The sequence below is a fragment of the Oryzobacter telluris genome (assembly GCF_043099285.1).
In the GTDB taxonomy this organism is placed as follows: Bacteria; Actinomycetota; Actinomycetes; order Actinomycetales; family Dermatophilaceae; genus Oryzobacter; species Oryzobacter telluris.
In genome coordinates this window covers 368159-380294 of record NZ_CP170723.1, presented here as the reverse complement: position 1 = coordinate 380294, position 12136 = coordinate 368159, and the positions used below count along the sequence as shown (strand labels likewise).

At 74.5% G+C, this 12136-nt stretch carries 8 protein-coding genes; 6 read left to right on the top strand and 2 right to left on the bottom strand.

Annotation, left to right across the window (positions count from 1 at the left end):
• Positions 1-67: 67 nt before the first annotated feature.
• The 5 genes from ACFLFB_RS01765 to ACFLFB_RS01745 all read left to right on the top strand — a co-directional run bounded on the left by ACFLFB_RS01765 (position 68) and on the right by ACFLFB_RS01745 (position 6475).
• Complete coding sequence (locus ACFLFB_RS01765) at positions 68-424, top strand: protoporphyrinogen oxidase (protein WP_392543991.1); 357 nt, start codon at positions 68-70, stop codon at positions 422-424.
• A gap of 565 nt (positions 425-989) precedes the next feature.
• Positions 990-2816 carry a S8 family serine peptidase gene (locus ACFLFB_RS01760; RefSeq protein WP_392543990.1) on the top strand — a complete coding sequence of 609 codons (1827 nt, stop codon included), beginning with the start codon at positions 990-992 and terminating at the stop codon, positions 2814-2816.
• Positions 2816-3397, top strand: coding sequence for an RNA polymerase sigma factor (locus ACFLFB_RS01755; RefSeq protein WP_392543989.1), 582 nt, complete (start codon positions 2816-2818; stop codon positions 3395-3397). Before ACFLFB_RS01760 ends, ACFLFB_RS01755 begins: the two co-directional genes overlap by 1 nt.
• The gene (locus ACFLFB_RS01750; RefSeq protein WP_392543988.1) at positions 3394-3882 is read left to right on the top strand and encodes a carboxypeptidase regulatory-like domain-containing protein; all 489 of its coding nucleotides are present in this window, start codon (positions 3394-3396) and stop codon (positions 3880-3882) included. The genes ACFLFB_RS01755 and ACFLFB_RS01750 overlap by 4 nt, the downstream gene beginning before the upstream one ends.
• Positions 3842-6475, top strand: a complete 2634-nt coding sequence (locus ACFLFB_RS01745; protein ID WP_392543987.1) for a CHAT domain-containing protein — start codon at positions 3842-3844, stop codon at positions 6473-6475. The genes ACFLFB_RS01750 and ACFLFB_RS01745 overlap by 41 nt, the downstream gene beginning before the upstream one ends.
• Here ACFLFB_RS01745 and cysE read toward each other — a convergent pair.
• Positions 6468-7061, bottom strand: coding sequence for a serine O-acetyltransferase (gene cysE / locus ACFLFB_RS01740; RefSeq protein ID WP_392543986.1), 594 nt, complete (start codon positions 7059-7061; stop codon positions 6468-6470). The genes ACFLFB_RS01745 and cysE overlap by 8 nt on opposite strands.
• Before the next feature lies 1 nt (position 7062).
• Positions 7063-7992: a cysteine synthase A gene (gene cysK, locus ACFLFB_RS01735; protein ID WP_392543985.1), complete on the bottom strand. Its 930-nt coding sequence runs from the start codon at positions 7990-7992 to the stop codon at positions 7063-7065.
• Positions 7993-8341: 349 nt separating this feature from the next.
• Between cysK and ACFLFB_RS01730 the strand changes: the two genes are divergently transcribed.
• Positions 8342-11950: a heterodisulfide reductase-related iron-sulfur binding cluster gene (locus ACFLFB_RS01730; protein ID WP_392545457.1), complete on the top strand. Its 3609-nt coding sequence runs from the start codon at positions 8342-8344 to the stop codon at positions 11948-11950.
• Positions 11951-12136: the final 186 nt, after the last annotated feature.

The following is a 12136-nucleotide window of genomic DNA, read 5'->3' as shown; positions in this document are numbered from 1 at the left end:
TGGGTGACGCCGGGAGGTGGGGAGGCCCCCGGCGGGTAAGGTCTGAGGCCGACGAAAGGAGCCACCCATGGCGAAGCTGTCGTTCCTCGCCGGTCTGGCCGCCGGATACGTCCTCGGGGCGCGCGCTGGCAAGCAGCGGTACCAGCAGATCGCCCGGACCTCCTCGAAGGTCTGGAACTCCGGGCCCGTCCAGAAGCAGGTCGCCGTGGCCAAGGAGGCCGCGCGCACCAAGGCCGCCCCCGTCGTCGCCGACCTCGTCGCCGATGCCGCCCGCGCCACCGGCGAGCGCCTGCGCTCCAGCAGGACCGTCACCACCGAGGCCATCGCGCGCAACCCCGGGTCCACCCCCGGCAGCGGCTCCAGCGCCACCCCGCCGCACGGCGACCCCTGGGCCGAGGCGACCCGGTCCGACGGCGCCGCCTGAGCCGCACCGCCCCACCGGCCGCCCCCGTCGTCGCCGACCTCGTCGTGATGACGCGCGCCTCCTCACGCTCCGACGACCTCGTGATGATGACGCGCCCCTCCTCGCGCTCCGGCTGACGGGGCCCCCGGGAGCACCGGACACCACACCGCCGGCCACGCCGGCCCCTCCTGCGCCCCCTGCGGCGCCGGTTCCGGCGTGGCCGGCTCCCCGTGTGAGGGACCGTCGCATGCGTCCGTCGCGCCTCCACGGCCCGACGGCGCAGCGCCCCACGGTCCCGGTGCGTCCGTCCCGCCCCTGTTCGGTCGGGCCACACCGCGGATCCCGCTGGGTTCCACGACGACGAGGAGCACCCGCCCCGGGCCCTGATACACGCGGGCCACGAGAGAACCTCGTGCCCGCACCGAACGCCCCACACGTGCTGACACCCCTGACGACGCCCGCGAAACGTGCAGGTCGACGTGTATCAGCGCGGGAAACGGCGACTCCTGTCCGGTGTCGATGATCATCACTAGGCTGGCGCAGACCGCTCTCGCGCCCGGTCCACCCCCCTCCCCAGGAGCGCCGCATGGCTGGCAAGCCCCCCGAGAAGCCCTCGCGCGACAGCGCGCCCGGTCGCCCCACGAAGCCGGTCGCCGCGTCATCCGCCGAGGAGCCCTCGTCGCTGCCGCCGGTCCCGGTCATCTCCCCGCTGCTCGCCCGCCGGCTCGGCGCGCGCGTCCTCGACCCCGACACCGCGGTCCTGGCGCCCGGTCAGCCCGCGCCGCTTCCCACCGTCTACGTCTCCGACACCCTCCTCGTGCGCGACCTCGCCGACGGGCCGGAGGACGAGGTGCAGCCCGGCCGCGTCAGCCAGCTCGTCGAGTGGGCCGGCACGCTCCCCGAGCCGCTGGCCGTCGAGGTCGTCGGCGAGCCGGTGACCATCCCCGGCCGCGGCTGCACCACCGACGAGCTCGGCCCCGACGCCCGGGTCACGGTCACCCGCATCCGCCTGGGCCGCCACCCCGACCGCGCCGGCAAGGCGCCCGACGCCTGGCGCTTCCTCCAGACCGCGCTCACCGAGCCGTCCGACCGTGCCGCGTACCTCTACGACAAGGTCGGCCTCGGCCGCCTGCCCGACCCGCCCGAGGGCCACGAGCCCGGCGAGGCGGAGAAGCGTCGCCGCGAGCGGCGTGACCGCCGCGGCCGCAGCATGGCCGGCGGCGTCACCGTCGAGCACGTCCTCACCGCCGGTGGCGGGGTCTGGGGCGGAGGCGGCGGCGTCTGGGGTGGCGGCGGTGGCGTGTGGGGCGGAGGCGGCGGCGTCTGGGGAGGCGGCGGCCTCCTCGCCGAGTACGGCACCCCCGGCATCGGCGGCCGCACCCCGGTCGTCTGGTCGGCCCCCGACCCGCGCACCGGCATCACGGTGAGCGGCGACGCCCCCGTCGTGGCCGTCCTCGACACCGGCCTGGGCCGCCACCACTGGTTCCCCGAGGAGGACGACGACGCCACGGCCGAGCAGTGCACCGGCACCTGTACCGGCGCCCACCGGCGGGTCACCCTCGGCGGCGACCCGATCGGCGTGTGGAAGGAGCCCTCGCGCGACCCCGAGAACACCGGAGTCGTGTTCGACGACGTCAACGGCCTCGTCGACGTCCTGTGCGGCCACGGCACGTTCATCGCCGGGGTGGTGCGCCAGCGCTGCCCCGAGGCCGTCATCCTCTCGGTGCCGGTCATGGCCTCCGACGGCGCGGCCCTCGAGGACGACGTCGTCACCGCGCTGAGTCGCCTCCTCGAGCGGCACCGCGCCGCCAAGGCCGCCCCCGGGACGATCACCCACGGTGTCCTCGACGTCGTCAACCTCTCGCTCGGGTACTACCACGAGACCCCGGAGGACGCCGACGACACCGCGCTGCACGACCTCCTCCAGGACTTCGCCGACGAGGGAGTGGTCGTCGTCGCGTGCGCCGGCAACGACGCCACCCGGGCGCGCTTCTTCCCAGCGGCCTTCGCCGTGCCGGGGCAGGACGGCCTGGTCGGCGTCGGGGCCACCAACCCGGATGACCGCAGCGTCGCCCTGTTCTCCAACGTCGGCGACTGGGTCACCGCCCACGCCCCCGGCGCCGGGATCGTCAGCACGGTGCCGGTCACCCTGTCGGGATCGATGAACCCGACGATCAGGATCGACTCGGTCGGCCCCGGCCCGCGCGCCGGTGTCGACTTCGACGACTTCCGCTCCGGCTTCGCCGTGTGGAGCGGCACGTCGTTCGCCTCGCCGTGGATCGCCGGCGAGATCGCCGCCGAGATCGTCCGGGCCGGACAGGGCGCCGCCCCGGTCGCCGCGCGGGCCCGCCCGGCCGCCGGCGCCGTCATCGCCCGGGCCCACGACGTCCGGTTCGGGCCGGAGGACGCGTGATGGCCGCCGACGACACCGTGCAGACGCTCTCCACCCGCTCGGCCCAGGCCTTCCGCGCCTACCGCGACGGCGAGGTCCGGGCGATGGACGAGCTCGTCGACCTCCTCACCCCGGTCCTCTGGCACACCGCCCGCGCGCAGGGTGCGTCCGACGGGTCCGCCCAGGACGCCGTGCAGACCGCGTGGCTGCGGCTGGTCGAGAACAGCGACCGGATCAAGGACCCGCAGGCGGTCATGGGCTGGCTCATCGTCACCGTGCGCCGCGAGTGCTGGCGGGCCGGGAAGGTCGACGGCCGCAGCGGCGGCGAGCTCGACGAGTCGCTGCCCGACGACCACCCCGAACCCTCCACGCTGGCCGTGCACCGCGAGGACCACCGGGTCCTCTGGGCGCAGGTCGAGCGGCTCACCCCGCGGTGCCAGGCGCTCCTGCGCGTCATCGCGTTCTCCGACCGGCCCGACTACGCGGCGGTCTCCGAAGCCCTGAAGATGCCGGTGGGAAGCATCGGCCCGACCCGAGGACGCTGTCTCGCCAAGCTGCGCGCCGCCCTCGCTGACGACCCCGCATGGGGAGGTGCCCTGTGAACCCCGACCACGACCTGGCAGCAGAGCCGCTCGACGCCCTCGACGAGCGGATCCTCGCCGGCATCGCCGACGTGCTGCGCTCGGCCGACCCCGTCCCCGCGGGGCTGGCCGACGACATCAAGTTCGCCCTCACCGTGCAGGCGATGCACGCCGAGGTCGCCGAGCTGCAGCGGGTCGGCGCCGAGAGCGCCCTGGCCCGCTCCGAGTACACCCGCACGCAGACGCTGACCTTCAGCGCCGAGGCCCTGTCCGTCATGGTCACGCTCTCGCCGATCGACGCCGACGAGGTCCGCGTCGACGGCTGGGTCACCGGCCACGACTCGGCCGTGGTGGTCGAGCTGCGGGCCGAGACGCGCACCATCACGGCGCAGGTCGATGACGACGGGCGGTTCACCATCGACCCCGCCCCCCGCGGGCTGGTCCGCTTCGTCTTCCTGCCCGATGGTGACGTCCGCCCCGTCATCACGCCCACCGTGGAGATCTGAGGCGCGGATCCGCCCCGACCTCCACGACCACGTCACCCGCCTCGTCGAGGAAGCGGTCCTCGCCAACGCTGCGGGCGCCCCGGCGCGGGCCGAGACGCTGCTGCGGCGGGCCCTGCGCCGCCTCGACCGGGAGGGCGAGGTCCCCGACGACGTCGTGGTGCTGCGGGCGCGGGTGCACGTCACCCACGCGGTGTCGCGGGTGCAGCGCGGCGACCGCCACGGGGCGTTCGCCCTGCTCGACACCGCCGACGGGCTGCTCGTCGACGCCGGTCCCAACCACGTCCGCTCGCTCGCGGTGGTGCAGCGGGCCGGCCTCCACGGGCGGGTCGGCGAGTGGGAGAGGACCCGCGAGCTGCTCGAGGGCGTGGCGCTCACGGCGGAGGTCGCGCCGCGCACCCGCTGCCTGCTCCACCTCAACCTCGGGCTGACCTACCAGTTCCTCGGTCGCTACCACGACAGCGACGTCCGGCTCCGGCGCGCGCACCAGGATGCCGTGGCGCTCGGCTTCCCCGACCTCGCCGCCGCGGCGGTGCACAACCGCGGGCGCCTGCAGTTCCTCCTGGGCAACCTGCCGCGCGCCCTCTCCCTCACCGAGCAGGCGCGGGCGATGGGCGGCGACCTGCTGCCCCCCGGTGCCGTCCTCGACCGCGCCCGGGTGCTCGCCGAGGCCGGGCTCGTCGACCAGGCGATGGAGGCGCTCGAGGAGGGCGAGGAGGCCGCGCGGGCCGGGGGGATCGCGCACGACGTGGCCGAGGCCGACCTCGAGCGGGCGCGGCTGGCCCTGCTGCGGCAGGAGCACGCCGACGCCCGGGTCTACGCAGCCCGGGCCGAGCGGCGCTTCTCGCGGGGGTCGGAGTCGGCATGGGCCGTGCGCGCCTCGCTGCTGCGGCTGCAGGCCGAGCTCCTGGCGGGGCGGAACCCCGGCGCCACGGCCACGACCCTGTCGCAGCTGGCCGACGGCCCCGCCCCGGCCAGTGCCGTCGGGGCGGAGGCGGCGGTGCTCGCCGCCGAGGCCAACGCGCTCGTGGGCCGGGTCGACGAGGCGCGGCGCAACCTCGCGCGGCCGGAGGTGCGCCGAGCGGCGTCGTTCCCGCTTCGCCTACAGCGGACCCTCGCGCTGGCCGAGCTGCACGCGGCCGAGGGGCGGCCCGACCTCGTGCGGCGCGAGCTGCGGCGCGGTGCCCACCGGCTCGCGGTCGAGCAGGCCCGGCACACGAGCATCGACTCGCGCACGGCCGTCGCGCTGCACACCCGGCGCCTGCGCGACGCCCACCTCGACCTCGCCATCGCCACCGGCTCACCGGCCCAGGTGTTCGACGCCACCGAGCTGTGGCGCGGTGTCTCGCAGCGACTTCCCCCCATGGTCGCCTCCCCCGACCTCGAGCTCGCCCGGCTCACCGCCGACGCCCGCCGCCTTCACTCGGAGGCCCACGACGCCCAGGACCCCGCCCGACGCTCGGCCCTCGAGGCCGCGGCGCGCGATGTCGAGCGCGCCGTGGCCCGACGCGACTGGGAGCAGGCCGGCACCACTGGTGCGGCGGCCGAGGAGCGGCCCGTCACGGTCGCCGCCCTGCGCCCCCTCCTCGACCGCGCCCACGCCGGCCTGGTCAGCCTCTTCCTCCACCGCGACCTGCTCTGGGCGGTCACGGTGACCCCGTCGGGGGCCCGCCTCACCCGGCTGCCCGACAGCGCGGGCGTCGTCGAGGCCGCGGCCCGCCTGCGCGCCGACCTCGCCACCCGCCGGCTGGCATTGGGCACCGACCTCCAGCGCGTCATCGAGCGCTCGATGATGCACACCGCCAGTGCCCTCGGCGAGGCGCTGGCGCCGATCCTGCCGCGGGCCCACCGGGTCGTCGTCATCCCGTCGAGCTCGCTGGCCTCCCTGCCGTGGCGGCTGGTCCCCGGCATCCGCGGGCGGGTCGTCACGGTCGCGCCGTCGGCCACGTTCTGGGCCCGGCGGTCGGTGCCGGCGGGGTCGGGGTCGGTCGCGCCCACGGTGGTGGCGCTCGCCGGGCCGGGGCTGGCGAGGGCGACGAGCGAGGCGCGGGACGTGGCGCGGGTCTGGGGCGCGGGCGCGTCCGACGGAGCGGGTCACGACGGGGTCTCCACCGGTGAGGAGCTGCGAAAGGCTTTGTCCGACAGCACGATCGTGCACGTCGCAGCCCACGGATTCCACCAGGACGAGAGCCCGCTGTTCTCCTCGGTCGTCATGGGCGACGGCCCGGTCTTCGCCCACGAGTTCCAGCGGGCCGGGGTCGGGGCCGAGCACGTGGTGCTGTCCTCGTGCGAGGTGGGGCGCACCCACGTCCGCGCGGGCGACGAGTCGCTCGGCCTCACCGCGAGCCTCCTGGCGACGGGCGTGCGCACCGTGGTCGCGGCCGTCGGCCCGGTGGGCGACGAGGACGCCCACACCGTGATGTCGGCGTACCACCGGGTCCTCGCCCAGGGGCTCGACGCCGCCGAGGCGCTCGAGATCGCCAGCGCGGGCGTGGAGGAGGGGCGCCTGTTCTGCGCCTACGGAGCCGACTGGGCGCCCACGCCCATCGGGGTCACGTCCACCGGGGTCCGGGTGCGGGGTGGAGCGGTCAGATGAACAGGGCCGGCTCGGCGAACAGCGCGTCGTAGGGGTCCTGGGCCGGGTGCTCGGGGAAGCGCACCTGCGCCGGGATGCCCGTGGCGACCGCGCCGGCCGGAACCGGCTTCACGACAACGGAGTTCGCGCCGATCTGCACGTCGTCACCGATCTCGATGTCGCCGAGGACGCGCGCGCCCGCACCGATGGTGACGCGGTCACCCACCGTGGGGTGGCGCTTGGTGCCGCGGGCCAGCGACCGGCCGCCCAGCGTGACGCCGTGGTAGAGCATGACGTCGTCGCCGACCACCGCGGTGGCGCCGATGACGACGCCCATCCCGTGGTCGATGAAGAAGCGTCGGCCGATCTGCGCCCCCGGGTGGATCTCCACGCCGGTGACGGAGCGGACCAGGGTGGAGAGCGCACGGGCGGCGGGGCGGCCACCGGGGCGCTGCCACAGCCGGTGCAGGGCCCGGTAGGCCCAGATCGCGTGCAGCCCGGGCGAGTTCACGGCGACATCGAGCCGGTTCTCGGCGGCGGGGTCACGCCGCATGGCGGCGTCGAGATCCTCGCGGATGCTCGCCCGGGCGGCACGGATGAGGGACATGTCAGTCGACGAGGCCCTCGAACAGGATCGTCGAGAGGTAGCGCTCGCCGAAGCTGGGGATGATGACGACGATCGTCTTGCCGGCGTTCTCCGGGCGCGAGGCGACCTGGTTCGCGGCGGCGAGCGCGGCGCCGGAGGAGATGCCCACGAGCAGGCCCTCCTGCGTGGCGGCCTTGCGGGCCCACTCGACCGAGGTGGCCGCGTTGACGTCGATGACCTCGTCGTAGATCTCGGTGTTGAGGATCTCGGGCACGAAGTTGGCGCCGATGCCCTGGATCTTGTGCGGGCCGGGAGCGCCGCCGTTGAGGATGGGCGACTCCTCGGGCTCGACCGCGACGATCTGCACGCCGGGCTTGCGGGCCTTGAGGACCTCGCCGACACCGGTGATGGTGCCGCCGGTGCCGATGCCGGCGATGACGATGTCGACCTGGCCGTCGGTGTCCTTCCAGATCTCCTCCGCGGTGGTCTTGCGGTGGATCTCGGGGTTGGCGACGTTGGCGAACTGGCGGGCCAGGACCGAGCCCTCGCGCTCGGCGACGATCTCGTCGGCCTTGGCGACGGCGCCCTTCATCCCCAGGGACGGGTCGGTGAGGATGAGCTCGGCGCCGTAGGCGCGCAGCAGCGCGCGGCGCTCCTTGCTCATCGACTCGGGCATGGCGAGGACGACCTTGTAGCCGCGGGCCGCGCCGACCATCGCCAGGGCGATGCCGGTGTTGCCGGAGGTGGCCTCGACGATCGTGCCGCCGGCGGGCAGCTGCCCCGACGCCTCCGCCGCGTCGATGATCGCGACACCGATGCGGTCCTTCACCGAGCTGGCCGGGTTGTAGAACTCCAGCTTCGCGGCGACGATCGCGTCGCCCTCGATGATGCGGTTGAGCCGGACGAGCGGGGTGTTGCCGACGGCCTGGGTGACGTCGTCGAGGATGGGCATCGGTGCGCCTTTCGCTGGTGGAACGGTGGTCCGGACGCCGATGGGCGTCCCGGGACACGGTCGGACGTGCCGACATCGGGGCAACCGACGCCTGCTTATGCATATTCCAACAGACGGTTATCAATGGCACAACGGTGTCTCGGGCGTCGTCCGAGGTGGGCGCCGGTGCGCGCTCGTGGGCGCCGGTGCGCGCCGGTGCGGTTGATCGTCGTCACAGGTCGGTGAGCGCCCGCTCACCCGCCACTAGGCTGCCGCCATGCCTGTCGCCACCGCGCCCGCCGTCGTGCCGTCCGTGGTCTCCGCCCTCTCGCGTGAGGTCATCCCGATGCCCGACGAGCGCTTCGGCGGCCTGGGTGCCGTGCAGGTCGTGGCGATCGTGCTGTGCACCGTGGTGCCGCTCATCGGCTGGGCTCTGCTGTTCCGCCAGGTGGGGCGCTTCGTCGCGCTGTACCGCCTCGGCCGCCCCGACGCGACGCGCACGAACGAGCCCGGGTCGCGCTCGTGGGTGCTGGCCAAGGAGTTCCTCGGACACACCCGGATGTCGCGGCTGAAGGTCGTCGCGGCGGCGCACTGGTTCACCGCGCTCGCCTTCCTCATCCTCTTCACCACGCTCGTCAACGCGTTCTTCCAGCTGGTCCAGCCCGACTACCGGCTTCCCGTCATCGGGCACTTCGCGCCGTTCGAGTGGGTCGTCGAGCTGTTCGCGTGGGCCGGGCTCGTCGGCATCGTCGTGCTCATGGCGATCCGGCAGAAGGAGCACCCGCGCTCGGCCGCCGGGGAGGGCGGGCGCCGCTCGCGCTTCTTCGGGTCGACGTTCTGGCAGGCGTACTACGTCGAGCTGACGATCCTGTTCGTCACGATCTGCATCGTCCTGCTGCGCGCCCTCGAGGCGGCGATGGTCACCCGCCTGGAGCCGGAGACCTCGCTCGCGCTGCACTTCCCCCTCACCGGGTGGATGGCGGGGCTGTGGTCGGGCGCCTCCGTGCCGACGCTGGCCACCTGGGTCTACGTCGTGGCGACGGTGAAGATCCTCATCTCCTTCGCCTGGATGATCACCATCTCGCTGCAGCCCACGATGGGCGTGGCGTGGCACCGCTTCCTCGCCTTCCCCAACATCTGGTTCAAGCGCGAGGCCTCCGGGCGCACGGCGCTGGGCGCGGTGCGGCCGCTGACCGTGGGCGGCAAGCCGTTCACGCTCGAGGCGCTCGAGGAGATGGAGGAGGGCGACTCCCTCGGGGTCGGCGCCGTCGAGGACTTCACGTGGAAGGGCCTGCTCGACTTCTCCACCTGCACCGAGTGCGGTCGCTGCCAGTCGCAGTGCCCCGCGTGGAACACCGAGAAGCCGCTGTCGCCCAAGCTGCTGATGATGACGCTGCGCGACCACGCCGACGCCAAGGCGCCCTACCTCAAGGCCCTGGCCGAGCACGCCGGCGACCCGGAGAAGGCGCTGGCCTCGGTGGCGTCGAAGGCCGCGACGCCGGATGCGACCCGCGGCGTCGAGGGGGCGACCACCTCCCCGGCGGCGATCTCCTGGCCCGACGTGTCGCTCGTCGGCGACACGGGCTACGACATCACCTCGCCGCTCACGGCGTACAACCCGCACGGGCCGGACGCCGTCATCGACGCCGACGTGCTGTGGTCGTGCACCACCTGCGGCGCATGCGTCGAGCAGTGCCCGGTCGACATCGAGCACGTCGACCACATCGTCGACATGCGTCGCTACGCCACGCTCATCGAGTCGGCCTTCCCGGCCGAGCTGGGCGGGCTGTTCAAGAACCTCGAGGGCAAGGGCAACCCGTGGGGCATGGGTGCCCGGGCCCGCCTCGACTGGGCCAAGGACCTGCCGTTCCCCGTGAAGGTGCTCGGGCAGGACGTGGAGAAGGCGTCCGACGTCGAGTGGCTGTTCTGGGTGGGCTGCGCGGGCGCCTACGAGGACCGCGCGAAGAAGACGACCCGCGCCGTGGCCGAGCTGCTCGACACCGCCGGGGTGACGTTCGCGGTGCTCGGCGACGGGGAGACCTGCACCGGCGACTCGGCGCGGCGGGCCGGCAACGAGCTGCTCTTCCAGACCCTGGCCGCGCAGAACGTGGAGACGTTCGGGGAGTTCGGCGTCACCAAGGTCGTCGTCACCTGCGCCCACTGCTTCAACACCATCAAGAACGAGTACCCGGCCGTCGGTGGCTCGTACGAGGTCGTCCACCACACCCAGCTGCTCAACCGTCTCGTGCGCGAGAAGAAGCTGACGCCGGTGGCGCGCCCCTCCGACGCCCCGGGGATGTCGACGGCGAAGAACGCGGCGTCCACCGCGGCGACCGTGACCTACCACGACCCCTGCTACCTCGGGCGGCACAACGGGGTCTACGCCCCGCCGCGCGAGCTGATCGGGGCGCTGCCCGGCGTCGAGCTGCGCGAGATGGAGCGCACCAAGGAGAAGTCGTTCTGCTGCGGCGCCGGTGGTGCGCGCATGTGGATGGAGGAGAAGCTCGGCACGCGGATCAACACCAACCGCACCGAGGAGGCGATCGCCACCGGTGCGGAGCGGATCGCCATCGGCTGCCCGTTCTGCCGCGTGATGATCTCCGACGGCCTCACCGCCAAGCAGGCCGCCGGCGAGGCTGAGGAGGTCGAGGTCGTCGACGTCGCCCAGATGCTGCTCGCCGCGGTCCGCCGAGGCGAGGACGAGGGCGAGTCCGGCTCCGTCGAGCCCGAGACCGTGGCGGTGACGGCGGACACGGCCGAGGCCGACGCACCCACAGCGGCGTCTGCTGCCGGAGCGACGGCCGTGGCCGCGACGGTCGTGGAGGACGAGGCGCCGGTCGCCGAGCCTGCCACCGACGACGACAGCGACCCCTGGGACGACACCCCCGCGGGCGCCGCGGCTCCGGCTGAGACCGCCGCTGAGCCTGACGCCGACGCCGACCCCTGGGACGACACCCCCACCGCCGCCGCCCCCGCGGAGGCGCCACCCGCCGCCGAGGCCGACACCGACGCCGACCCCTGGGACGACACCCCCGCCTCAGCGACCCCCTCCCCCGCGGAGGCGCCACCCGCCGCCGAGGCCGACACCGACGCTGACCCCTGGGACGACACCCCCACCGCCGCTGCCCCCGCCCCCGCGGAGGCGCCACCCGCCGCCGAGGCCGACACCGACGCTGGCCCCTGGGACGACACCCCCACCGCCGCTGCCCCCGCCCCCGCGGCATCGACAGAGGACTCCGACCCGTGGGACGAGCCTGCTGCGGCAGGTCCGGATGGATCGCCGGGGGAGCCGACCGATGCGACGACCACGGCTGAGCCCGAGGAGACCGCCGCCGAGACCGAGCCCGCTGCCGCCACCGACGAGGTCGACCCGTGGGACGAGCCCGCCGGCTCGGCGAGCCCCGCCACCGTGGAGCAGGCGACCGTCGCCGAGACCGCACCGGCGGCCACGACCGAGGACTCCGTCGACCCGTGGGACGAGCCGGCTCCGACGACGCCAGCCGACTCCTCCGACGAGGCCGGGCCGTCCGCGGCCGACGAGCCGGAGGCGTCCCCGTCACCGGCTGAGCAGAAGCAGCCCGAGGAGTCCGCTGACGAGCCCGAGGCGGAGGCGACCGAGGAGGCTGCGCCAGCAGCCGCCGTCGAGGACTCCGTCGACCCGTGGGACGAGCCCGCCGACGCCGCGACGCCTGCCCCCGTCGCGACGCACGAGCCCTCGCCCTCAGAGGACTCCGCGACATCCCAAGCCGCGGCGCCCGAGGACTCCGCCGCTGACGCGGTCGAGCAGGCTCCCCAGGACGAGGCCCCGGCCGAGGACGAGACCCCCGGCCCTGTCGCGGACGAGACTCCTGCACCGGCAGAAGGCGAGACGCCCGAGGCGGCGGACCAGCCCGAGGACAAGCCGGCCGCCGACAAGAAGGCGGCACCGGAGTTCACCGGCGACGCCGCGCTCCTCGATGAGCCCGACCCCTGGGACTGACGGCACCCCGGTCAGGAACGCGCGCCGCAGGCTGATTGCCCGGTCTTGAGTGCTGAGGTGGTCGCCAGGGCAACCACTTCCGCACTCACGGCGACCAGCACCGGCCGCATCCCCCGCGGTGAGTGCTCACGTGGTCGCCAGGGCAACCACTTCCGCACTAACGGCGATGCCGTCACTGCCCGGGCG

Excerpts from the sequence above, each read along its gene's own strand:
- cysK (WP_392543985.1), bottom strand. The coding sequence starts at position 7,992 with ATGCCCATCCTCGACGACGTCACCCAGGCCGTCGGCAACACCCCGCTC.
- ACFLFB_RS01755 (WP_392543989.1), top strand. The coding sequence starts at position 2,816 with ATGGCCGCCGACGACACCGTGCAGACGCTCTCCACCCGCTCGGCCCAG.
- ACFLFB_RS01765 (WP_392543991.1), top strand. The coding sequence starts at position 68 with ATGGCGAAGCTGTCGTTCCTCGCCGGTCTGGCCGCCGGATACGTCCTC.
- cysE (WP_392543986.1), bottom strand. The coding sequence starts at position 7,061 with ATGTCCCTCATCCGTGCCGCCCGGGCGAGCATCCGCGAGGATCTCGAC.
- ACFLFB_RS01760 (WP_392543990.1), top strand. The coding sequence starts at position 990 with ATGGCTGGCAAGCCCCCCGAGAAGCCCTCGCGCGACAGCGCGCCCGGT.